At 47.6% G+C, this 23,357-nt stretch carries 17 protein-coding genes; 11 read left to right on the plus strand and 6 right to left on the minus strand.

The window, feature by feature from the left end:
* Positions 1-57 precede the first annotated feature (57 nt).
* A complete protein-coding gene (locus tag PKOR_RS15100) occupies positions 58-507 on the plus strand; it encodes a type I restriction enzyme HsdR N-terminal domain-containing protein (protein WP_046311801.1) in 450 nt (149 codons plus the stop codon).
* 47 nt (positions 508-554) lie between these two features.
* Here the strand turns inward: PKOR_RS15100 and PKOR_RS15105 are convergent, their stop codons facing one another.
* The 3 genes from PKOR_RS15105 to PKOR_RS15115 all read right to left on the minus strand — a co-directional run bounded on the left by PKOR_RS15105 (position 555) and on the right by PKOR_RS15115 (position 4,753).
* Positions 555-2,429: an LTA synthase family protein gene (locus PKOR_RS15105; protein ID WP_046311803.1), complete on the minus strand. Its 1,875-nt coding sequence runs from the start codon at positions 2,427-2,429 to the stop codon at positions 555-557.
* Positions 2,430-2,617: 188 nt separating this feature from the next.
* On the minus strand, positions 2,618-3,730 hold the full coding sequence (ald, locus tag PKOR_RS15110; protein WP_046311805.1) for an alanine dehydrogenase: 1,113 nt from the start codon (positions 3,728-3,730) through the stop codon (positions 2,618-2,620).
* A gap of 237 nt (positions 3,731-3,967) precedes the next feature.
* Positions 3,968-4,753: a DUF1573 domain-containing protein gene (locus PKOR_RS15115; protein ID WP_046311807.1), complete on the minus strand. Its 786-nt coding sequence runs from the start codon at positions 4,751-4,753 to the stop codon at positions 3,968-3,970.
* A gap of 191 nt (positions 4,754-4,944) precedes the next feature.
* On the opposite strand from PKOR_RS15115, the gene PKOR_RS15120 reads away from it, so the two are divergent.
* Both PKOR_RS15120 and PKOR_RS15125 read left to right on the plus strand, forming a co-directional pair.
* Entirely contained in the window at positions 4,945-7,353 is a 2,409-nt protein-coding gene (locus PKOR_RS15120; protein ID WP_046311809.1) for an alpha-ketoacid dehydrogenase subunit alpha/beta, read from the plus strand.
* A gap of 94 nt (positions 7,354-7,447) precedes the next feature.
* Positions 7,448-8,266, plus strand: a complete 819-nt coding sequence (locus tag PKOR_RS15125; protein WP_046314546.1) for an IS982 family transposase — start codon at positions 7,448-7,450, stop codon at positions 8,264-8,266.
* A gap of 95 nt (positions 8,267-8,361) precedes the next feature.
* Here the strand turns inward: PKOR_RS15125 and PKOR_RS15130 are convergent, their stop codons facing one another.
* Positions 8,362-8,904, minus strand: coding sequence for a hypothetical protein (locus PKOR_RS15130; protein ID WP_046311811.1), 543 nt, complete (start codon positions 8,902-8,904; stop codon positions 8,362-8,364).
* Between the two features lie 69 nt (positions 8,905-8,973).
* On the opposite strand from PKOR_RS15130, the gene PKOR_RS15135 reads away from it, so the two are divergent.
* On the plus strand, positions 8,974-9,969 hold the full coding sequence (locus tag PKOR_RS15135; protein ID WP_046311812.1) for an acyl-CoA synthetase family protein: 996 nt from the start codon (positions 8,974-8,976) through the stop codon (positions 9,967-9,969).
* Between the two features lie 36 nt (positions 9,970-10,005).
* Positions 10,006-10,920 (plus strand): zinc-dependent peptidase, encoded by a 915-nt coding sequence (locus PKOR_RS15140; protein ID WP_046311813.1) that lies wholly within the window; start codon positions 10,006-10,008, stop codon positions 10,918-10,920.
* Positions 10,921-11,098: 178 nt separating this feature from the next.
* Here the strand turns inward: PKOR_RS15140 and PKOR_RS15145 are convergent, their stop codons facing one another.
* Positions 11,099-12,265 (minus strand): sigma-54-dependent transcriptional regulator, encoded by a 1,167-nt coding sequence (locus tag PKOR_RS15145; RefSeq protein WP_046311815.1) that lies wholly within the window; start codon positions 12,263-12,265, stop codon positions 11,099-11,101.
* Positions 12,266-12,722: 457 nt separating this feature from the next.
* Between PKOR_RS15145 and PKOR_RS15150 the strand changes: the two genes are divergently transcribed.
* The 5 genes from PKOR_RS15150 (at position 12,723) to PKOR_RS15170 (ending at position 18,846) form a co-directional block, all read left to right on the plus strand.
* Complete coding sequence (locus PKOR_RS15150; RefSeq protein WP_046311817.1) at positions 12,723-13,538, plus strand: MlaE family ABC transporter permease; 816 nt, start codon at positions 12,723-12,725, stop codon at positions 13,536-13,538.
* A gap of 9 nt (positions 13,539-13,547) precedes the next feature.
* Positions 13,548-14,321, plus strand: coding sequence for an ABC transporter ATP-binding protein (locus PKOR_RS15155; RefSeq protein WP_046311819.1), 774 nt, complete (start codon positions 13,548-13,550; stop codon positions 14,319-14,321).
* Positions 14,322-14,324: 3 nt separating this feature from the next.
* Positions 14,325-15,365: an MlaD family protein gene (locus PKOR_RS15160; protein WP_046311820.1), complete on the plus strand. Its 1,041-nt coding sequence runs from the start codon at positions 14,325-14,327 to the stop codon at positions 15,363-15,365.
* Positions 15,366-15,491: 126 nt separating this feature from the next.
* Positions 15,492-16,229 carry an EcsC family protein gene (locus PKOR_RS15165; protein ID WP_046311821.1) on the plus strand — a complete coding sequence of 246 codons (738 nt, stop codon included), beginning with the start codon at positions 15,492-15,494 and terminating at the stop codon, positions 16,227-16,229.
* Positions 16,230-16,485: 256 nt separating this feature from the next.
* Positions 16,486-18,846 (plus strand): outer membrane protein assembly factor BamB family protein, encoded by a 2,361-nt coding sequence (locus PKOR_RS15170; protein ID WP_046311823.1) that lies wholly within the window; start codon positions 16,486-16,488, stop codon positions 18,844-18,846.
* Between the two features lie 192 nt (positions 18,847-19,038).
* Here the strand turns inward: PKOR_RS15170 and PKOR_RS15175 are convergent, their stop codons facing one another.
* A complete protein-coding gene (locus tag PKOR_RS15175) occupies positions 19,039-20,325 on the minus strand; it encodes a citrate synthase (protein WP_046311826.1) in 1,287 nt (428 codons plus the stop codon).
* A 474-nt stretch (positions 20,326-20,799) separates the two neighbouring features.
* Here PKOR_RS15175 and PKOR_RS15180 point away from each other — a divergent pair, with 474 nt between their 5' ends.
* Positions 20,800-23,328: a T9SS type A sorting domain-containing protein gene (locus PKOR_RS15180; protein ID WP_084694815.1), complete on the plus strand. Its 2,529-nt coding sequence runs from the start codon at positions 20,800-20,802 to the stop codon at positions 23,326-23,328.
* Positions 23,329-23,357: the final 29 nt, after the last annotated feature.

The raw sequence follows: 23,357 nt of genomic DNA on the forward strand, positions 1-23,357 counted from the left end.
GCCTTGGCAGCAGGAGCTACTGGGGCGGAAGCGTAGGAAAAATGGCTAAATTGCAGCATGGATGCACTCAACTTACCGCCATTTGACTACAAAGTTACGAAATCCGGCGCTAATTATCTTATTTTTGACATACTTCGCCGTAAAAACGTAGTTCTGACGCCGGAAGAGTGGGTGCGGCAGCATTTCGTGCACTTCCTAATTAACACATTGGGTTACCCCAAAAGCCTGATCAGCATAGAGCGAGGCACCAGCTATAATAAACTGCAGAAACGCACCGACCTGTGCATTTACGATACCCAAGGCCAAGCACACCTGCTAGTGGAGTGCAAGGCAGCTCATGTACCCATTACGCAGGAGGTGGTGAAGCAGGTTTCGGTATACAATCAAACACTTAGGGCGCGCTATGTAGTTATTACGAATGGCTTACAGCACTATTGCTGGCAGGTAGATTTTGAGACCCGCAAGTATGAGCCATTAACAGAGGTGCCTGCATATGTAAATAAATAGTTATCAATCATTTTGGTCGAACAGGTCACTATCAACAGTATTGTTTCCTACTCAGTCCAAAAGTATAGCCGGTTATCAACCAGGCTATTACGGAAGTACTGAATTTGTGCCTTAAGTAACTGGCCTGCCTGAGGAGCAGGGGAGGGAGCAGGGGCAAGTTCTGGGAAGCTGTAAAACTGCAGTTGATCGTCCTGTTTCAGTTCAGCCACCACGTTTTGTTTTACCAGTACGTAAGCATTCCCATTGAAGAAGATGGCCTGTCCGGTACCCGAAGTATCCAGCAACGAGTTACCAAAAGGTAAGAGCTTATCTGTTGGCAGGTTGAGGTAATCGACTACTGTAGCAGGAATATCTGCATGCTGGGCGATTTTATTGGCATTCAAGCTATCAAGCTTCTTGCTGGGGTGAAACAGCAGGAGCGGAACACGGAAGTGACCCAATTCATTCTGATAGGCTGGATCTACACTCTTTTGAGTATGGTCTGCAGTAAGAACAAAAAGCGTATTCTGGTACCAAGGTTGTTTAGAGGCTGACTTAAAGAATTGGCGCAGGGCGTAATCTGCATAGCCTATCGACTCATGTATCTCCAGCTCGCCTTTAGGAAAACGGCCTCTGTGCTGCTCAGGTATGGTATAAGGTTGGTGAGAGCTCAGTGTAAACAGCGTAGCCATAAACGGCTGATCCAAATTGGTCAGCTCTCTGGAAGCATACTGTAGATACGGTTCATCAAATATTCCCCACTGCCCGTCATAATCCTGTTGTCGTAGGTCACTAGGGTATTCATCAAGTCCATAATATGTCTCGATACCTGCTCGTTTAGCAAAGTCGTTAAAGCCCATAGAGCCGTTGGCAGCCCCATGAAACATAGCCGTTTGATACCCCGCATCTCGTAACAAGGTTCCTAAGCCATACAGCCTGTTGGCCTGGTAAGGCGAGGTAATGAAAGGCTCTGGCATAAGCGAAGGAACACCAGCAAGTATAGAAGGCAGTGACTCAATGGATTTACGCCCATTCGCAAAAGCGTTTTGGAACATTAACCCTTCACTTGCCAAGGAGTCCAGAAAAGGAGTATAGCCTTTCCCATTGTTAAGCGCGCCTACATACTCCGCAGCAAAGCTCTCTAGTATGACTATAACAACATTCTCTTTCTGAAACTCCTCCGTTTGTTGCTTATGCTTTTGAGGGTTAAACTGCAGCGCAGCAAGTAACTCCTCGTCTGTGCCGAAGTAGTTCTTCTTCTCCAGCGTAGTCTTGCCTATTCCTTTTATAAAAGTAAAGGGGCTGTTAAGGGTAAGATGACCTAAAGCAGCAGGCTCCTGTACGAATGCATGGCTAGGGCGCAAAGGTTTTAGTTGAAGGCCACCACGTATACCCAGTACAACCAGCCCCGCAATTACCAGCAGGCGCAGACTCCGTAGCCACACGGCAGGTTGTGGAGCGGCGGCAGTAGGCGCTTTAGGATAAACTTTTATAAAGGCATAGGTGAGGAGCAGGAAGCCAAGCGCCAGGTACCAATAGTAGCCGAGTAGTTGCCCTATCTGCTCTGTGATGTCTCCGGTGATAGATAAAAGCTCATTGCTGGTGCGGCGGCCAATAAACTTAAAGAACTCCACATCTACTACAGCCAGTGCAATAAAAGGTACATTAGTAAGTATAAACAGCCACTTGAGCACCTTTTGGTAAGTTGGGTGCAATGTGTTGCCTACTGGTAGAAGCGAAAAAAAGATAAATAGCCCGTTAATGATGGCTATAGCTGCAACATCAAAACGTAAGCCATGCACAAAGGAAAGCAGCACCTGACCTGCATTGGCACCTGCAAATTCATGGTAGTTGAAAGCAAAGAATACTACGCGAAGCAGAAGGTAAACCACAAGCAGTAGTCCCAGGCGGCGCAGCATTAATTTAAAAGCTGTATCGAACATCAGAGTTCTTTATAGTAAATGCCCTTGCCAGTTTGTGCAGCAACAGAGGCATGTGATTTTGGTAAAGGGCTACGGTTCAAGCTCCGTAGGCTCGGCAGTCAGACAACTACTTCCTATTATAGGGCAAAAATAAGGGCGCCTTTCTGACAATGTCAAAAAGGCGCCCTTATTTATCCTAACGTCAGTTGCTACAGTACGTTCTCAGCAGGAACAAACTCCAGACCAAAAGCCTCAGCAACACCTTGATACACTACTTTACCCTGTACTACGTTCAGGCCTTTAAGCAATTCTGCGCTATCAGTACATGCTTTCTTCCAGCCTTTGTTCGCTAGTTGTAGCGCGTATGGCAATGTTGCGTTAGTAAGCGCCAATGTAGAAGTGTAAGGTACAGCACCTGGCATGTTAGCCACGCAGTAGTGAACTACGTCGTCGATCACGTAAGTTGGGTCTTCGTGAGTTGTAGGCTTACATGTTTCGATACATCCACCCTGGTCAACAGCTACGTCTACAAGTACAGTACCTGGACGCATTTCTTTTAGCATGTCTCTGGTAATCAGGTGAGGAGCTTTTGCGCCTGGGATAAGTACAGCACCGATGATCAGGTCGTGCGTAGGCAGCAGCTCACGGATGTTATACTCGTTCGACATGAAGGTGTTCACGTTAGCTGGCATGATATCATCCAGGTAGCGCAGGCGCTGCAGGTTGTTATCCAGAATAGTAACGTCAGCACCCATACCGGCAGCCATTTTAGCAGCGTTAGTACCAACCACACCACCACCAAGGATCATTACCTTAGCAGGGCGAACACCTGGTACGCCACCCAATAGAATACCACGACCTTTCAGTGGCTTCTCCAGGTATTTAGCACCTTCCTGTACCGACATACGGCCAGCAACTTCAGACATTGGAACCAGAAGAGGCAGGCTTCTGTCTGCTTTCTCCACTGTTTCGTAAGCCAAGCATACCGCCTTTTGCTTAATCATGGCGTGTGTTAACGGCTCGTAAGACGCGAAGTGGAAGTATGTGAACAGCAACTGGTCTTCCTTGATCAGGTTGTACTCAGACTCAATTGGCTCTTTAACTTTGATGATCATCTCGGCAATGCCATAAACTTCCTCAATAGTCGGAAGAATAGTAGCACCAGCTGCAGCATAATCATCGTCCATAAAGCCGCTGCCTTCACCGGCAGTAGACTGTACATATACGGTGTGGCCATTGCGCACCAATTCAATCACACCGGCAGGAGTTACACCTACACGGTTTTCATTATTCTTGATCTCCTTCGGAACACCAATTATCATGTTTCGATCAGTTTAAAAAGTAACAAGTTTTCGATTTAGCTGCGCAAAGATACCATTAGTTTACATAAATAAAATACTTCTCAAATGTAGGTGTGCAAGCCTTTGATATAGAAGGGGTAATTGTGGTAAAACAGTGCAATAATGGGGGAGGGAGACACAGTTTACAGGATGGTACAAAATGAAAAAAGGCAGCGATAAGATCACTGCCATTAGTACAAAATAAAACTATGAAAAAAACTATCTGAAAGGTGTCGGCTGTTCGCCTTCCCTTAACATATCTTTAGATGCCTTGCCTTCTACTACATCTGCCTTAAGCGTGAGCCTGAGGGCTGGCATTATTAAATCATTCGAAAGAACGGTAACTACCTCGTTTTGCTCTTTTAACACCGTGGGAGCATACCTTAGTTCCAAAGTTGCAACCTCGCCGGCTTTTATTTCTGCTACCGAAGTTCGGTACGTTACGCAATTACATGCACTCTTAACACCTTGTATTATAAGAGGGTTCCGACCTGTGTTACGTATCAGGAATTTAGCTACCGATTTTTGTCCTTTTTCAAGTTTTCCGAAGTGGTAGCTTGTGGTTCCGACAGCCAAACGCGGCGAAAGCGCCTTTTGTTCCGGAGTGACTACTGTTTTTGCATCTTTCGCTTCAACCATACCTTTTATGTACAATACATGCCTCTGAGACTCTGAATTGTTTGAGGTTAAGGTGATGCTTTTGTGAAACGGGCCCGGCCGGCCTGCAGAATTATAAACTGCTGTTATTGAGCCAATTTTACCAGGCAAGATCGGCTCTTTTGTCCAGGTAGGGGTCGTGCATCCGCAAGATGCTTCCACCGAAGGTATAACCACTGGTTCGGTTCCCACGTTTTTTACCTTGAACACATATGTTGCCTGGGTGCCTTCAGCTATTGTGCCAAAGTCATGGGTTTCCTTTTCAAAGATCAGTTTTCCCTGTGCCTTAGCTGTGTAGCACGCAAATATAAAACACAACAGCGTTAATAGAAATAGCTTTCTTTTCATAAATAAGGCAAGCAGAAAATTGCACTTTAGGTTTTGTTACTTTCAGTGCAAAACAAATATACAAATTTCTTTTTTCAAACAATGGGTTTCCATCAGTTTGACCTATATGCAACAGGCTGCCAAATTTGAATTTAGGCGAATCTTCTGTACTTTTGAAAGTAAAAAAACACTTTTGGTTTAATTGAGACAACATGCAAACTGCTGAAGCATCTATAACTCAGAGACTAACCTCCGAAGAAATACTGAACGACTACCGCATTGCCTGGGAAAGCCGCCAAGCTAGCCTTGCCGGACGAAAAGAGGTATTTATGGGTAAGGCCAAGTTCGGTATTTTCGGTGATGGTAAAGAGGTGGCGCAGCTGGCCATGGCTAAGTTCTTTCAGAACGGTGACTTCCGATCCGGCTACTACCGCGACCAAACCTTTATGTTTGCTATCGGGGAGCTGACGCTACAGCAATATTTTGCGCAGTTATATGCCCATACCGATGTGGAGGCTGAGCCTTCTACTGCCGGCCGGGCCATGAACGGTCACTTTGGTACGCGCCTTTTGGATGACGAGGGCAAATGGAAGAACCTGATGGAGCAGAAAAACTCCAGTTCCGATATCTCGCCTACAGCGGCTCAGATGCCCCGTCTGGTGGGCTTGGCTTATGCTTCTAAACTGTACCGCCAGAACCAGGCGCTGCAGGGCATGAAGGAGTTCTCCGTGAACGGCAACGAAGTAGCCTTTGGTACCATCGGTAATGCTTCAACCTCGGAGGGAATGTTTTTTGAGGCCATTAACGCTGCCGGAGTACTTCAGGTGCCAATGCTGGTATCTGTATGGGATGATGCCTATGGTATTTCAGTACCGGCCGAGTATCAAACCACAAAAGGAAGCATATCTGAGATCTTGGCAGGCTTCCAGCGTAATACGCAGGAGGGGCAAGGCTACGAAATCTTCAAAGTTAAAGGCTGGGATTATACTGCCCTTTGCGAGACTTACGAAGCAGCGGTGCGTGTTTGCCGCGAGCAGCATGTGCCTGTGCTGATACATGTTGAGGAGATGACCCAGCCGCAAGGACACTCTACTTCCGGTTCTCATGAGCGTTACAAGTCTAAAGAGCGCCTGGAGTGGGAAGCTGAGTACGACTGCCTTAAGAAAATGAGGGAGTGGATACTGGGAACAGGTGTTGCCACAGTAGAGCAGCTCGATCAGATAGAGGCGGAAGCGAAGGATGCTGTAAAAACAGCCCGTGCCAATGCCTGGAATGAGTTTGCCAGCTCTATCAAGGTCGATCATGAAGAGGCACTGCGCCTCCTGGATGCTCTTGCCAATGACAGTGACCATATCACAGAAATAGCCACTATTGCTGAGGAATTGCGCAAAACTGCTAACCCTATCCGTAGCGATGCTGTTAGAGCCGTTCGCAAAGCACTACGTTATGTACGCGACGAAAATAACCAGGCAAAGCGTGACCTTATTGGATGGTTAGAGCAGGTGATGGGTGAGAATGCCGACCGCTATAACTCATACTTGTACAGCCAATCTGAAGAGGCAGTGCTGCAGGTAGAGGAGGTGAAAGCGGAGTATGAGGAGAACTCGCCTGTAGTGGATGGGCGTGAAGTACTCCAGGCTTGTTTTGATGCTATGCTTTCCCGCGATCCACGTGTATTTGCCATTGGCGAAGACGTTGGTTTTATCGGAGACGTGAACCAGGCCTTTGCTGGTCTGCAGGAAAAATATGGCGAGTTACGCATAACTGATACCGGAATTCGTGAGTGTACCATTATAGGGCAAGGTATTGGAGCTGCATTGCGTGGTCTGCGTCCTATCACCGAGATCCAGTACCTAGATTACCTGCTGTATGCTATTCAGACTCTTTCTGATGACTTGGCTTCGCTACAGTACCGTACCAAAGGAGGGCAAAAAGCGCCGCTGATCGTGCGTACGCGTGGTCACCGTCTGGAGGGTATCTGGCACTCAGGTTCTCCGATCGGTATGATCTTGCACAGCATAAGAGGAATGCATGTACTGGTGCCACGTAACATGACACAGGCAGCAGGCTTCTACAATGCTTTGCTTAAATCGGATGAACCGGCATTGATTATTGAGTGCCTTAACGGATACCGCCTGAAGGAGCGCATCCCGAGCAACATTGGTGAATTTACACTTCCGCTTGGCAGGCCAGAGGTGCTGAAGGAAGGAACTGATATCACGATCGTTACCTATGGTTCTATGTGCCGCATTGTGATGGAAGCTGCCAAGCAGTTGGAAGAGTTCGGTATTTCGGCAGAGGTGATAGACGTACAGACGCTATTGCCATTCGATATTGAGCACATGATCACAGACTCTATCCGTAAGACAAACCGAGTACTGTTTGCAGACGAGGATGTACCTGGTGGAGCCTCTGCTTACATGATGCAGCAGGTAGTGGATGAGCAGGGAGCCTGGAGATGGCTTGACTCTAAGCCACAGTGCCTGTCGGCGCAGCCGCACCGCCCGGCATACTCTTCTGATGGTGACTACTTCTCTAAACCTAACTCAGAAGATGTGTTCGAGACGGTGTACGAGATGATGCACGAGGCTGATCCAAAAGCTTATCCGAAGATCTATTAAGTAACCCAAGTTGCGATTTAGCATTGGCATGTAAACGATGAAGCCACTCAGGCTTGTTAAGGAAAAAGTAACCACACTTACTTCCTTACTTGCCATGAATGACTTCACTATTGCAATTTACTGTTTTGTTGATGATTACCTGCAAATAGCGGGCAAAAAAGCGGCGGCCAAGCGCAAGGCCAGCGATGCGGAGATAATCACAACGGCCCTGGTGTCGGCCCGCTACTTTGGCGGCAACCTGTCTGCGGCCAGCGGCTACATGCAGCAGCACCAGAAGTGCCGGATGCCGCACAAGAGCAACTTTAACCGGATGCTGCACCGACTGGGCGGAACGATCGCGGCCATCTTCCTGGCCCTGGGGGACTGCCTCAAGCAGCTCAACACCACTGGCGAGTATGTGATAGACAGCTTCCCGGTGGCCGTGTGCCGCAATATTCGCATTAACCGGTGCAGACTGCTGGAGGGTGAGGCCTACAGGGGCTACAATGTCTCTAAAAGGGAGTATTTCTACGGCTTCAAGGTGGAGGTCATCGCAACTGCCGGGGGCCTGCCGGTGAGTTACTTTATCGTGGCGGGAAGCGTGCACGATGGCAGAGCCCTGCAGGCCATGCACCTGGACCTGCCGCCGGAAAGCAGCCTGTACGGGGACAGCGCCTACACCAATTATGAGGTGGAGGACCTGCTGGCCGAATGCGAGCAGGTCAGCCTGCTTACTCAGCGGAAAAGCAACAGCAAGCGGAAAGACAGCCCGGCGATGGACTATATAAAAGCGGTGATGAGGAAGAGAATAGAGACAACTTTCAGTGAGATAGAGGCGGCCTTTCCCCGAACGATCCACGCCGTGACTCCGCAAGGATTTCTGCTAAAGATTGTCCTATTCCTCTTTGCTTACACCATCAATAAATGTATTTAATCGCAACTTGAGTTAAGTATAAAACACAGAAACAGAAAGCCCCGGTAGTCTGAACTGCCGGGGCTTTCTGTTTCTGTCTGTACCTTGAGCTATATTTATTGGCCCTGGTATAGAATAATATCATCCGTATATACTACATTGCTCTTGTTTAGGGCACGGTCGTAGATAAATACTTCAAAACGGATCGTGTCCCGGAAAGGGTAACTTTCTGTGGTAAAGCTGGTGATGGTGTAACGTATTTCACCTTCCAGCGCTTCCTGCTTTTCGTCACTGGATAACCTAGGAAAGCGCCCGTTGAAGTTAACAGGTCGAGGCTCGTAGGTATTGCCCCGCTTTACCTGCATGTTTACGATAAAGTTGTCGTAGTATTGGGAGCCAGGGTTAAAAGGAGGCTCGAAGTCTGGTCCGGTCTGCGAGCCGCCTTCGCCACGGCTAAGCCCCAGGTCGCCATCTCCGTCCTGGTAGTCTACTGCTATGACCAAGGAGTCGAACACAACTCTGTTCTTGGTATAGGTATACTGCTCTACCCGGTCGAACGTAATCTCGGGCACATCGCTATAGTTCGGCTCTTCGCGGCAACCGCCCAGGGTGAGTGCAAGCACCAGCACGGCGGTGCTATACTTTAGCAGGTTTTTCATGTGGACTATCAGAAAATGAAGCTAAATTTACTAAATCAAACGCAGTAAATATAGGATTTGTTGTATTCAATGGATTTTAAAACCCACCACCTCAGCGTACTTAGCCAGCAGGAGCTTTTCGACTTTACTTCTACGGCTTTAGCGTTGTTCCGTTTCCAGGCATCAAATAACCCGGTTTACCGGCAATACCTGCAGAACTTGCATGTAAATCCAGAAGAAGTACAGGCATTGGAACAAATACCATACCTGCCTATCGAGTTTTTTAAGGAGCAGGAGGTGGTAACTGGAGCGTTTGAGCCGGAAGCTGTTTTCTATAGCAGTGGTACCACCCAGCAAACCCGCAGCCGCCACTTTGTATCAAGCCTTAGCTTCTACCAACAGGTGTCGGAGCGAATCTTCGAAAGCTTCTACGGCCCATTGCAGGACTATGTAGTATTGGCGCTACTGCCTTCGTACCTGGAGCAGGGAGGATCCTCGCTGGTGGCGATGGTTGACCATTTCATCAGGAAGACAGCGCAGCAAGAGGAAGGATTTTACCTGCACAACCATGCACAACTGCTACAGGCATTGCGGCAAGCCAAAAGTCGGGGTAAAAAAGTACTCCTGATCGGTGTTTCCTACGCCTTACTTGACTTGGCTGAAGAACTGCAGGGGCAGCAGGACTTCTCTGATGTGGTGGTGATGGAAACAGGAGGCATGAAAGGCCGACGCAGGGAAATGATACGCGAAGAGCTACATGCGCAGCTAAAAAAAAGACTAGGTGTGCCTGCTATACACTCTGAGTACGGCATGACAGAACTGCTCTCGCAGGGCTATTCTAAAGGAGAGGGAATTTTTTGGTCTGGCTATACAATGCGCATCTTGCTGCGCGACCTGAACGACCCTTTCGACCTGAGTACCAACCTGCGTAGTGGTGGCATCAATGTTATTGATCTGGCTAATGTAGACTCCTGTGCTTTTATCGAGACCAAAGATATAGGCCGTTTACATCCTGATGGTAGTTTTGAGGTGTTGGGCCGTTTCGACAATTCCGATATCCGTGGCTGTAATTTATTAGTAAGTTGATAGCACCTTTCTGCTGATCGGCCGTTTAAGTTGCCCATGGGTTATATCGCTTTTATTGTTTTTGTAGTAGCTACTGTACTGTTTTTCTACAGATGGGCTACTCGCCAGAAGAGGCTCCGCAAAAAGGTGCTGCTTGCTGACTTTCCTGCTGAATGGCGTAAAATATTGCAAGACCGAGTGGGCTTTTACCATACCCTAAAGGCAGACGAGGATAAACAGCGCTTTGAGAAAATGCTGCAGTTGTTTTTGTCGGAGAAGCGCATTACTGGTATTGATGTCGAAATCGACGATCTGACAAAAGTGCTGGTGGCCTCCAGTGCCATTATTCCTATCTTCGGCTTCCGCGACTGGGAGTATCGAAACCTTGGCGAAGTACTAGTCTTTCCAGGCAGTATACAGAAGTATAAAAACGAGAAAAGTGAGGCTGTAAGTGAGGTGCTGGGCCGTGTTAATCCGTTCCAAAACGACCACTATGTTACCCTTTCTAAGCCTGCTCTGGAGCGTGGCTTCAATGACATGGCTGACAGGAAGAATGTGGGTATCCATGAGTTCGCACACATCTTGGACCAGGCTGATGGGGAGATAGATGGTACACCTGCCGCTTACCTTCCGGATGAACTTGTGCAGCCATGGCAGGAGTTAATGTACCGCAAAATACAGAAGATCCAGAAGGGGCAGTCAGATATCGACAGCTACGGAGCCACCAGTGAGGCCGAATTCTTTGCTGTAGTAACAGAATACTTCTTTGAAAAGCCGGACCAACTGGCAGAAAAGCACCCAAAGCTATATGAACTGCTTACCAAAGTATTCTCCCAAAACCCGAAAAGGAGATTCCGACTAAATTTTAAAAAGCTGCTAAACCCTTATGGTAAACGCATCGGGCGCAATGAAACATGTCCGTGTGGAAGCGGAGAGAAGTATAAAAATTGCTGCAGATTAAAACGGAAGTAGGAGCGTAGGTCAGAAATAGCCGTTTTTGCTTTATAAAGGCCTCCCGTCACTTAGCATTAAAGCTTATAAAAGAACATCCTGAACAACCCTTACGCCGGATGAAGTATAAGAGCTCTTCAGGATGAACATGTTAAACACAGTAGCAGCAAATTAAGATGTGCCGCTGCACGTTCTGTTATTATGCTACAACTGGTCGAGCATAAGCTTCGGCATCCTCTACGGTTATTTCAGAACCACTCATGATTACCAGGCGCTCTACCACGTTACGTAGTTCCCGCACGTTACCGCGCCAGTCAAGTCCTTGCAAGTATTCCAGTGCCTCCGGCGTAATTGTTTTTGGTTTATTACCGTAGTCGTTGGCGATATCGTTCAGGAACTTCTGTACCAGATCGGGTATATCCTCCCGGCGATCGTTCAGCGGTGGTACGTGTATAAGTATCACACCTAAGCGGTGGTACAAGTCTTCCCGGAAGTTCTTGTTCTCAATCTCCTCGAGCAGGTTCTTGTTGGTTGCCGCCACCACGCGCACATCCACCTGAATATCCTTGTCGCCACCTACACGCGTGATCTTGTGCTCCTGTAGCGCACGCAGCACCTTTGCCTGTGCAGACAGGCTCATGTCGCCTACCTCATCCAGAAAGAGAGTACCGCCGTTGGCCTGCTCGAACTTACCAATGCGCTGTTTCACCGCAGAGGTAAAGGAGCCCTTTTCATGCCCGAACAGCTCACTTTCGATGAGCTCACTAGGTATGGCTGCACAGTTTACCTCTACAAGAGGACCATTGCTGCGGTTGCTGTGCTCGTGTATGGCGCGTGCCACCAACTCTTTACCTGAGCCGTTAGGGCCGGTAATCAAAACACGGGCATCCGTAGGAGCTACTTTCTCTATAGCCTGCTTCACACGGTCTAGGGCAGGAGAGGAGCCAACCATTTCATAGGTCTTGGAGATCTTCTTCTTCAGGATCTTGGTCTCCGTAACCAGGTTCGATTTGTCCAGGGCGTTGCGTACAGTAACCAATAAGCGGTTCAGGTCCGGTGGCTTCTGCAGGAAATCGTAGGCGCCTTTTTTGGTGGCCTCCACGGCCGTATCTATTGTGCCGTGGGCAGATATCATAATAAAAGGCGAATCAGGAGTTATTTCCATGGCTTTCTCCAGCACCTCAATACCGTCCATACCAGGCATTTTGATGTCGCAAAGCACCACGTCGTACTTTGCTTTGCCTAACAACTGCAAGCCTTTTTCTCCATCTTCGGCCTCGTCTACAGTATAATTTTCGAACTCGAGGATCTCCTTAAGGGTGCTTCGGATCGCCCTCTCGTCGTCTATGATCAGGATTTTTGGCATAGTTTTATTTAATGTGTGGTTAAGTATAGCTAATTAGCCACCGCTTGTCAAGTTAGCTGTTGCTGTTTTACGGAGATTTGTACTTCAGGATAGTCGGTTGCATGCTTCTGTAACTCTACACTTCACCCGCTGCACCAGATCTTACCATTCATTATATAGCATAACTGGCGTATCAGATGTTCTTCTTAGGGTTGCTTGCTATATTAATAACAGTGTTATAACAAGCAATAAGCCTCTGCAAGGATGCAAATGTCGTGTTAAGCTTAAGTGCAGACAATCAGGATAATAAATATTAACTAGTATTAATTTAAACACTGTCTGCCGCAAATGGCGTATAGGTATAATTGCTATTCGGAAAGAAACGCAATTTGTCTTTAACTATATTTAAATTACTTAATTTAGCTAAATGTAAGCTTATACTTAATAAGTTTGCCGAAATTCTGAACACAGACGCTTGATGGAAATACAAGACAATAATACAGAACCCGGAAGAAAGCGCAGGTATTTCCTTACCCGCAGGCTCGACCGGCTTTTTCTGGAGCTTTATAATATTTACGTTTTCCACGTCCGCTTTTTCAAAGAGGTTTTTGTCCCGCCTTACGAGTTCAGAGAGATTGTACGCCAATGCTATGAGGTAGGAGTAAGGTCGCTTCCCCTGATATCATTGACTGGTTTCATCATAGGTATTGTTTTTACCAACCAATCGAGGCCTTCGCTGGCAGAGTTTGGTGCTGCCTCCTGGCTGCCATCGCTGGTATCTATAGCCATTGTGCGTGCACTGGCACCACTGGTTACAGCACTTATCGCTGCAGGCCGTGTGGGTTCAAATATTGGTGCAGAGCTGGGGTCGATGCGCGTAACAGAGCAGATAGATGCGATGGAGGTTTCGGCCACGAATCCTTTTAATTTCCTGGTGGTAACCCGGGTGCTGGCTACTACATTCATGATTCCGGCGCTCACCATGTACACTATGTTAGTTGCATTGATGGGAGCTTATCTGAATGTGAGCCAGAATGAGCTGACCAGCTTCTCTACCTATATCACCCAAGTGTTCGATGCCATCACCTTTCTGGACATTTTTTCGTCTATCATAAAGTCGTTCATATTTGGTTTTACTATAGGCATGGTAGGTAGTTATAAAGGCTACAATTCCTCCAAAGGTACCGAGGGCGTGGGTAAGGCTGCGAACTCCTCAGTGGTTACGGCCATGTTTATGGTATTTATAGAAGAGCTTCTGGCGCTGCAAATCATCAATGCCATCAGAGCTCTTTAAGCAGGAACTATGAAAAAGATAAACCCAAATATAAACAGGGAGAACAAAGTTATCGAGATACGAGGGCTTATGAAATCGTTCGATGACTTTGACGTGCTGAAAGGTGTGGACCTCGATCTATACCAGGGCGAGAACCTGGTGGTGTTGGGACGTTCCGGTACAGGTAAATCGGTTTTGATCAAGATCATCTCAGGACTGCTGAGCCCTGACGAAGGGATGGTGAAGGTGCTCGGCAAGCAGGTCGATAAACTCTCTTCAAAAGAGCTGGACCGGTTGCGCCTGAAAGTGGGATTCTCCTTTCAGAACAGTGCCCTATATGATAGTATGACGGTGCGGGAAAACCTGGAGTTTCCGCTTATCCGCCACGAGAAGTCTATGGGCAGAGCCGAGCGTGACCAACTGATTCACTTTGTGCTGGATGCCGTAGGGTTGGAGCAATCTATCAACCAAATGCCATCGGAGCTTTCCGGGGGGCAGCGCAAGCGTATCGGTATTGCCCGTACACTTATACTAAAGCCTGATATTATGCTTTATGATGAGCCTACAGCCGGACTCGACCCAATTACCTGTATGGAGATCAATGGCCTGATAAATGAGGTACAGAGCCGCTTTAATACTTCAGCCATCATCATTACACATGATCTTACCTGTGCCCGCTCAGTTGGAGATCGTATGGTTATGCTGCTCGATGGACAGTTCCAGCAGCAGGGTACCTTTGAAGAGGTGTTTAGCAGCAACGATGAGCGGGTTAAGATGTTTTATGACTACAACTTTGTGAAATAACGAATGAATACTGCAGAGAATAAACGTTCTATCATGGTTGGGATATTTGTCCTGGCTGCCATCATCATTTTTGTGGTGGGTGTACTTACGCTGGGTGGCCAGCAAAAGCGATTTATTGAGAGCATTTCTGTTAGCACTGTTTTCGATGATGTAGAGGGCCTGAAGGTCGGAAACAACGTGTGGTTTTCCGGCGTGAAGATAGGTACGGTTAAAGCCATTGAATTCTATGGTGAATCACAGGTTCGGGTAAGGATGAATATTGATCAGGAGACTCAGAAGTACATCCGCCAGAACTCCAAGGCACGCATCAGCTCCGAGAGTTTAATTGGTAACAAGATCATCGAGATTTTTGGTGGTACGCCAGCTGCACAACCTGTACAGGATGGCAATATGCTAGCTTCTGAAGCTAACCTTAATACCGACGATATCATGAAGACGCTTCAGGAGAACAACAAGAACCTGGCTACAATCACCGGCAATTTCAGTGAGATCAGCGAGCGCCTGGTTCAAGGTAAAGGTACAGTTGGTAGTCTTTTAACGGACTCTACCCTGGCTCAGGACTTTAAGAGTATGGTAGCTAGCCTGGAGAGCACTTCTCAAAACGCAGTACGCGCCTCCCGCGACCTAAGCCGCTTTACAAGCAAATTGAACACGCAGGGTAGCCTGGCTAATGAATTGTTAACTGATACTACTGTTTTCAACCAGTTGGAGCAGTCCATGGCACAGCTGGAGCAGGCCACACAGTCGGCAACGCAGATGGCGCAAAACCTGGAGCAGGCAAGCGGCAAGTTCAACGCTGAGAATAACGCTGTTGGGGTCCTGCTCAATGACCAGCAGTTTGCAAACCAGTTGCAGCGCACCATGCAGAACCTGGAAACCAGTTCACGTAAGTTCGATGAAAATATGGAAGCGCTACAGAGTAACTTCCTGCTAAGAGGCTTCTTTAGAAGAAGGGACAAGGAACAACGCAAAGCAGCCGAGGAAGCCCAGGAGCAACAGCAACAGTTGCAGGAGCAGGATCAGCAGCCAGCAAATCAGAACTAATCAACATAAAAGCCAGCAGAAGCTGGCTTTTGTTTTTTGCAGCTTATACTTTGAGCGCTGTAGAACGAATCAACCAGTTTTACAAACACTGAACGTATAATCAAAAAGCTTACAAAGAGAACCGCCATGCCTACACTTTATGAAATACAGGCAGAGTATGAACTGCGTAGGTGGCAGCACGAGATGCTGCGCAACCCAAGCGTGTTTAACGAATTTGCACGCAAGGCACAGGTTAAGTTAAACAGTTATATCCCGGAGAAGGTACACCAAGCCATCACGACTGCTATAAAGCAGATGATTCGGGGTGTGCTGTTTGGGGCAGGTTTTGTTTCTCCAAAGCCACTGCTGGAAGCACCTCTGGATGTGCGGGAGGCAATGGTACGTGAGCGGATAAAGTATTACCAGCAGGCAGCTGCAGCGGAGGGTGGTGTAACCGGTGCCGGAGGTATACTGCTGGGTTTCGTAGACTTTCCGCTATTACTAGGGCTCAAACTGAAGCTCCTTTATGATATTGCTGCTTTCTACGGCTATGATGTTAAAGATTACCGGGAGCGTGTGTACTTGCTGCACATTTTTGAGCTAGCCTTTAGCTCTCAGGAGCACCGCCGCAAGATTTACCTGCACATAGCTGACTGGGAAACGCAGAAGCTGTTTTTACCTGAAGATATCAATGAGTTTGATTGGCGCAGTCTGCAGCAGGAGTACCGAGACTATATTGACCTTGCTAAAATGGCTCAGATGATACCTTTCATTGGGGCACCTATTGGAGCCGTGGTCAATTACAGGCTTATCAGCAAATTGGGTAAAACAGCCATGAATGCTTACCGGATGCGCTGGCAGGAGCAGGGGCTTCTACAGCACTAGTGCAATTTAGTACGGCGTGTTTAAAAACATTCATGTGCTATTAACTGCTGTAATTTCTCACTTCTGCGTCTTGCTATCTGCTTCCTTAACTTTTTGCTAACAGAAAGGCTGCAACTTCCTGCTCTTTATTCAGTAAAATAGTAGTAAGTTCAATCCAATCCTGTCCTGATACATTTATACGATTCACCCTTATAAGCGCCTTACTGTAGAGGTAGGCCGTTATCTGTGCTTATTACATTATAAATATAATACAGCTATGAAACACTTATACAAGGGTACCGCTGCTACAAAACGCAGCTTTTCATGCCTTAGACTTATCTTCACTACAGTTTTTTCTTTCTTTATTTGCTTCCAGGGTTATGCGCAGCTGGAGCGGGAGTGGATGCATACCTATCGGCAGGCCGGAGGTAATGTAAAGATGAAAGCAGGACCGGATAATCAACTGGTTATACTTAGCAGTGGCATTAACGCTGTTGGCTTCGAAGATCGAAGGCTGACAAAGCTAAGCACTGAGGGAGAGGTTGTATGGCAAGAGCATTTGGATGGAAACGTCATGGACTTGCTTCTGGACCAGAACGGTGATGCATACGTGCTTGGCACTACAGTATCAAAGTTCTCTGCTGCAGGAGAGTTACTCTGGCAGTTCAATTTGCAGGAGCTCGGCTTATCACCAAAAAGCTTTGCCAGCGATACAGGCGGTAATCTGTATGTAGCAGGTCGCTCGGCCGACGATGAAGCAGCTTTATTGAAACTGAACGAGGAAGGGGAGCAAGTATGGCAGAAAACATATACTTTAGGTACAGCACTTTTCAATCACCAGCCTTTGGCTATAGGTGCCGGTGGGGAAATATATCTGGCAGGTACTGAGCAGGAAAACGGCAGCATCAGAGTAATCAGACTGTTAAAAATTAACGCTGAGACAGGTGCAGAAGAATTTCGCAAAAAGTACGGACATCCTGACCGTCGCGCGCACTACGAGGTAAATAAATTGCTTGCTGATGCCACTGGAAACATATACTTGGCAGGCCAGGTAATGGCCTTAAATATCGGTCATACAAGTTTATTAGCGATCAAATTATCCTCCGAAGGAGATGTGCTGTGGGAGCAAGTAAGTTCTTTCGAGAACCGGGACTACTTTGCGGATGCAATGCTGGGGCCGGATGAGGGTTTGTTTATGATGTCTTCTTCACAGCTGCGTACCGGCTACATGAGCTTTGTAGTTGCCAAGTACAATTCAGAAGGTGAGTTACTTTGGAATCATACTTTTGATCAGCCTGTAGGATATAGCAGTTATGGCGGAGCCTGGATAGCGCTTCCGTCAGGTGGTCTGGCTGTAACAGGTGCTTATTCGCCTTCGCCAGGTGGTATTGGAGAGGGTAGTGTTTTGCTACAGTATGACCAGCAGGGAAACGAGGTATACAGTGAAGACTTTGGACAAACAAACCTTGAAGCAAACAGAGCCTTGGCTCTTGATAATGCAGGTAGTTTATACCTGGCAGGCGCTCAAAGGCTTGTTGCAGGATCCCCTACTAGTGAGCTGACTGTTTTGAAGTATAGCTTGCCAGCTGATTGTAATACACCTGTTCATGTGCAACTGTATCTTCCGCCTCACCCTATGCAGGTTGGGCAGCAAGTACGAACCACAGCCGACTTTGGTGATTTTATACTTACTGAGGATACAGGTATTCGCTGGGTCTGGGGAGATGGCAGCAGCCCTTCGGTTTCTTACACAGCCTTTGGTACATCGCGCATCACCGGGGAGCATACTTATACACAAGCTGGTATCTTTCGGGTGGGACTAGATTTTTCTGAGAGTTGCCTGATGCCAGAGCAGGATGACTACCAGCAGTGGACCGTAATATATGATCCTGGGGCAGGTACTGTCAGAGGGGCAGGGTGGCTCAGCAGCACAGTTCAGCCAACCAGCTCACTGGCTGGACGTGATTTGTTTGCTTTTAATGTAAGGTACCGAAACAGTAAGGCTTCAACTCCAACAGGCCAGACACTACTGCTGTTTGGTTCCAGAGTCTTTTTAAGCACTAGTATAGATTGGCTCGTAGTACGTGGCGACCAGGCCGTATGGCATGGGGAAGGCAGCCTTAATGGAAAAGGCAAGTATAAGTTTATAGCTTCTGCGGCAGATGCTGGAGGCCGAGGTGCTCATGATCCTGATGACAGGCTGCGCATTCGTATCTGGGACAGTATGACAGGTAGCGTTTTATACGATAACTACAGTACAGGACCAGATATTTATGATATGTCTGAAGTTGGACCAAGTATAGCAGGAGGGCAGGTAATCATCAATCAGCATAAGCAAACGCTGGCTTTATCGCAGCAGAGGGCTGTGGAGCCACTTTCTGGTGAAGAGGTAAAGGTGTATCCAAATCCTTTTTCAGAGAAAGCTGTACTTGAATTTAGCATTCCTACAGGCGCTTACCAGGTGTCGCTTTACGATGCAAAGGGCAGCCTGGTAAAAGTGCTCTTACATGGTGAACAAGCAAGGGCCGAGAGGAGGGAAGTAGAGGTTGACGGAACAAGCCTCACAGCCGGGCTATACTTTGCCCGGATAGTTACTGAACAGGGTACACAAACAGTAAAGCTGGTACTGGATAAGTAAAGGCCAACTTGTTTGATTAGTGCTAAAAAAGCAGTGGCAGATCATTCTACGTAGTCTACCACTGCTTTTTATGTTCTAAGAAAAGAAAGATTACGCTATACGCTACAGGAGTGCCTCCTTTAGGAAGTGCAGTTAAAACAAGAAAGGCTGACCACGATGGTCAGCCTTTCTTGTTTTATATTTTGTGTGGAATTAACGCTTCTCGATTGAAACGTAGTCGCGCTCAGTAGCACCAGTATACACCTGGCGCGGACGGCCGATTGGCTCCTTGTTCTCGCGCATCTCTTTCCACTGTGCAATCCAGCCTGGCAGACGGCCAAGAGCAAACATCACGGTGAACATGTCAGTCGGGATGCCGATAGCACGGTAGATAATGCCTGAGTAGAAGTCTACATTAGGATACAGCTTACGCTCAACGAAATACGGATCGTTCAAGGCAGCTTCTTCCAGCTCTTTTGCAATTGTCAGGATTGGGTCGTTGATGCCAAGTGCAGTCAGAACCTCGTCAGCGGCTTTCTTGATGATCTTGGCACGCGGATCGAAGTTTTTGTACACACGGTGACCGAAGCCCATCAAACGGAAAGGATCGTCTTTGTCCTTAGCCTTCTCGATATACTTCTTAGAGTCGCCACCGTCAGCTTTGATAGCCTCCAGCATTTCGATTACGGCCTGGTTGGCACCACCGTGCAACGGACCCCAAAGGGCGCTGATACCGGCAGATACAGAAGAATAAAGGCTAGCATTGGCAGAACCTACCAGACGTACTGTAGAAGTAGAGCAGTTTTGCTCGTGGTCAGCATGCAGAATCAGAAGTTTGTTCAGGGCATCTACTACAACCGGATTGATCTCATAGTCCTCAGTTGGATAAGCGAACATCATGTGCAGGAAGTTCGAGCAGTAATCCAGTTTGTTCTTAGGATAGTTAACCGGGTGGCCGATAGAATTCTTATAAGACCAGGCAGCTATGGTAGAGATTTTCGCCAATAAACGAATGATAGAAAGATCTACTTCTTCTTGAGACTGGTTCGGGTTAAGCGACTCTGGGTAGAAAGCTGTCAGAGAGCTGATAAGGGCAGACAAGATACCCATTGGGTGAGAAGTAGACGGGAAGCCATCAAGAATTTTGCGCATGTCCTCGTTAACGAGTGTGTGGCGTCTGATTCTATCGCTGAAGTCCTGCAGCTCCTGCTCTGTTGGCAAAGAGCCATAGATCAGAAGGTAAGCTACCTCAATAAAGTTAGATTTTTCGGCTAGCTGCTCAATTGGATAGCCTCTGTAGCGCAGAATACCTTGCTCACCATCCAGGAAAGTGATAGCACTGGTAGTAGCGCCTGTGTTTTTATATCCAGAGTCAAGGGTAATATAACCTGACTGGGCGCGCAGAGAAGCGATGTCTATTGCTTTTTCATTCTCCGAGCCTTCCACTACAGGCATTTGGTAAGATTTACCTTCTAAAATTATTTCAGCGAATTCTGACATGTGTATTAGCTTTTATGTCCGTTGTTGTGTCTTAATTAAAGCGAATTTAGGCAAAATTGTTCTAAAATGAAATGCAGTTGCAGCTTTATATCTTAATTTAACAATGTACAATATAGCGCTGCTGCACAGCCATAATGATAATCGTTAATCGCAGATATTGTTTAAAAAGTTATTACAAAATTCAGTGGTAGCGGCAGCTTTCCCCGTCAGCATCTACAAAAGCATACAGCAGTTCCTGTCAGCCCCGAAAGATAAAGCGCTTTCTGAAGTTTAAACAGAGACACTTAACAGGTGCATTACAAGATCTTTTAAGTTAAATAAAGAACAATCTGCTGCTAGAAAAGTATAAACTAAATATACTGTTTAACCATCATCAATGACTTTGCTTTTGTACCTGAGCGCACCTCGCTTTAGAGCGGGAGCTAATGCCTCTTAACGCACCTCGTATGTTTTTTTACCCACACTATTATAGCTATGAAACACAGTTTACCAAACCAGTATCCGGACAAGCTTACTATGTCCAGACAATACACAGTTACCACTCGTTTTAACCGCCAGACTACCTTATTACTATTGCTCCTCTTGTGCCCTTTGTTGGCAAGCGCACAGTACGAGCTCTTATGGCAAACGCCGCCATTCGGCCAGGAGACAGGTGCCTATAAGCGCGTCATTTCTTCCGAGACCGATCATGAAGGAAACCTGCTGCTGCTTGCCCAGACCTATAGTTCATCTACCGACTCGCGCATGGTCTTGTACAAGTACAGCGGAGATGGCAGTCTGCTGTGGCAGATAGTGCCGCAACAGCCTAACCCAGAATTGCAGGAAAGCCCTGTAAAGCTTCGGGTGGATGCAAACGGCAACAGCTATGTGCTTACTAACCTGACACAGAACTTTGAAAATGCTGGCGCCATTCTGTCTAAGGTATCTCCAGCCGGGGAAGGGATGTGGTCCAGGACTTTTACCTCTGACAGCTACATTTTTACACGCAGTAACGACCTTGTTGTGAATGAAGCGCAGGAGGTATTTGTAGCGGGCAAAGGCATGCACGAAGGTACCAGTATCGGGATTGTGGCAAAGCTGCAGCCTAACGGAAATACCGCCTGGAGCCGTGCCACCAGCGGTGAAACAGTGAATACAATCACACTCAACCAGTCTGAAGATGTAGTGGCAGCCGGTACCACTTATGCGCAAATGCAGGAGCGGGGCAACCTGCACCTGTTAACTATGCACCGTGACAATGGAGAGCTACTGATGGACAAAACCTACGGTTTCCGCATGCAGACGGTATATAGCAACGATATGCCAACTCATGTGCATGTTACCGCATCCGGGGATATTCTGGTGCTCTCAGAGATTAGTAGCCCACTTAATACCACTGATTTTAACGTTGTGCTGATGCGCACCGATAGCCAGGGAGCTGTAAAGTGGCAGCAGATGATAGGCAATACAGACGAGTCGCGGGTGCTGGACGTAGCCTTTGCTGATTCTGAAGAAGTAGTTGTACTTGGGCTTGAGGCGAAGTACAGGCAAACAGCAGATTACTTCCTCACAAAGGTGAGCGTAGACGGGCAGAAGCAATGGTACCACACGTTTAACCGTTATGATGGTGCTACCATACACGAGCTGGCACCTGCAGATGTAGATATCTCGGCAGATGGGAATATAGCACTTACTGCACACGCCGCTGTTTTCAATGTGCCGCCTGCCTGGTTTGTACCGCCTGTGTACCAGCAGCAACCTGTGCTGGTGTCTATCCTCTACAACATGGATGGAGAGCAGGTATGGGAGAACGTGTATGAGCCTTACCCCGAAAGCTATACGTATGGGCGGTCCATCAGCTTTGATGCCGAGGGTAACCTGTTTGTAGCTGCTTCTACAACGCCAGCAGATAGCCAGCCAAGTTATGAGCACATTATCCTATACAAGTTCGGGGCGGCAGACAAGGCGACAACGCCGCTAAACGTGCAGCTGTACCTGCCACCATACTCTATGCGGGTAGGGGAGCAGGTAAGAACCACTGCCGACTTCAATGATTATATTCTCACAGAAGATACAGGTATCCGTTGGACCTGGGGAGACGGCAGCAGCCCTACTATATCCTACACGGCTTTTGGTACCGACCGGATTACAGGGGAGCATCGATACCAGGAGGCTGGCATCTACACCATCGGCTTAAACTTTGATGAAAGTAACTTCAGCGCCCTATCTGATAACTATAAGCAGCAGATGATTATCTACGACCCTATGGCAGGGGCTGTAGCTGGAGCTGGCCAGCTGGAGCACGAGGAGGTAGCATTACCTTATGTGCAGGGCAACCGCGAAACTACCTTTGCCTTCTCTGTTCGTTACCCTAACGCCTCTTCCAAGAAACCAGTGGGAGCAACTGTTTTCCTGCTTAACAACCAGAATCGTTTTCACAGCACCAGCTATGATTGGCTGGTAGTAAACGAGAACCATGCAGCTTGGAAGGGCACAGGTACTTTAGATGGCAAATCAGGATACAGCTTCCTGGCAACCGTGTTGGATGGCGGCGGTGATGGAATTAATGATCCGGAGGACAGGATGCGCATACAGATATGGGACAGCAGAAACCAGATGGTATATGATACCGAAGGTACTAAATCACCTGTTGCCGACCTCTACCAGACCTTGCCTCACATCAAGATTGGTCAGATCATCATTTACAACACTACCCATCCGCTGTTTGCTTCGCTTACATCGGGTCTGCAGCTAGAAGACGAACTGGAGGGAGTGATAGCTTACCCGAACCCATTCCGCGACAAAGCAACAGTTACGTTTGCCGCCATGCAGGCAGGCTCTTATAGTGCAGCCCTGTATGATATGAAAGGCGCCCTGGTAAAAGAGTTGAAGCAAGGCACAGTAAGCACAGGCGAAGTGGTAGCCATTGAGGTAGATGGAGCAGAATTACCTGGAGGTATATACTTTACCCGAATAGCTACACCAGACGAAGTAAAGACCGTTAAGTTGATCCTTCAGCGATAAAAGATATAGCTTCTCTCACAAGGAAAGAG

This window comes from Pontibacter korlensis (genome assembly GCF_000973725.1).
Classification (GTDB): Bacteria; Bacteroidota; Bacteroidia; order Cytophagales; family Hymenobacteraceae; genus Pontibacter; species Pontibacter korlensis.

Bases quoted from the DNA above. Each gene is read 5' to 3' on its own strand.
- PKOR_RS15125 (WP_046314546.1), top strand. From the start codon at position 7,448: ATGAATGACTTCACTATTGCAATTTACTGTTTTGTTGATGATTACCTG.
- PKOR_RS15150 (WP_046311817.1), top strand. From the start codon at position 12,723: ATGGAAATACAAGACAATAATACAGAACCCGGAAGAAAGCGCAGGTAT.
- PKOR_RS15155 (WP_046311819.1), top strand. From the start codon at position 13,548: ATGAAAAAGATAAACCCAAATATAAACAGGGAGAACAAAGTTATCGAG.
- PKOR_RS15105 (WP_046311803.1), bottom strand. From the start codon at position 2,429: ATGTTCGATACAGCTTTTAAATTAATGCTGCGCCGCCTGGGACTACTG.
- ald (WP_046311805.1), bottom strand. From the start codon at position 3,730: ATGATAATTGGTGTTCCGAAGGAGATCAAGAATAATGAAAACCGTGTA.
- PKOR_RS15140 (WP_046311813.1), top strand. From the start codon at position 10,006: ATGGGTTATATCGCTTTTATTGTTTTTGTAGTAGCTACTGTACTGTTT.
- PKOR_RS15165 (WP_046311821.1), top strand. From the start codon at position 15,492: ATGCCTACACTTTATGAAATACAGGCAGAGTATGAACTGCGTAGGTGG.
- PKOR_RS15115 (WP_046311807.1), bottom strand. From the start codon at position 4,753: ATGAAAAGAAAGCTATTTCTATTAACGCTGTTGTGTTTTATATTTGCG.
- PKOR_RS15170 (WP_046311823.1), top strand. From the start codon at position 16,486: ATGAAACACTTATACAAGGGTACCGCTGCTACAAAACGCAGCTTTTCA.
- PKOR_RS15120 (WP_046311809.1), top strand. From the start codon at position 4,945: ATGCAAACTGCTGAAGCATCTATAACTCAGAGACTAACCTCCGAAGAA.
- PKOR_RS15180 (WP_084694815.1), top strand. From the start codon at position 20,800: ATGAAACACAGTTTACCAAACCAGTATCCGGACAAGCTTACTATGTCC.
- PKOR_RS15175 (WP_046311826.1), bottom strand. From the start codon at position 20,325: ATGTCAGAATTCGCTGAAATAATTTTAGAAGGTAAATCTTACCAAATG.
- PKOR_RS15100 (WP_046311801.1), top strand. From the start codon at position 58: ATGGATGCACTCAACTTACCGCCATTTGACTACAAAGTTACGAAATCC.
- PKOR_RS15135 (WP_046311812.1), top strand. From the start codon at position 8,974: ATGGATTTTAAAACCCACCACCTCAGCGTACTTAGCCAGCAGGAGCTT.
- PKOR_RS15160 (WP_046311820.1), top strand. From the start codon at position 14,325: ATGAATACTGCAGAGAATAAACGTTCTATCATGGTTGGGATATTTGTC.
- PKOR_RS15130 (WP_046311811.1), bottom strand. From the start codon at position 8,904: ATGAAAAACCTGCTAAAGTATAGCACCGCCGTGCTGGTGCTTGCACTC.
- PKOR_RS15145 (WP_046311815.1), bottom strand. From the start codon at position 12,265: ATGCCAAAAATCCTGATCATAGACGACGAGAGGGCGATCCGAAGCACC.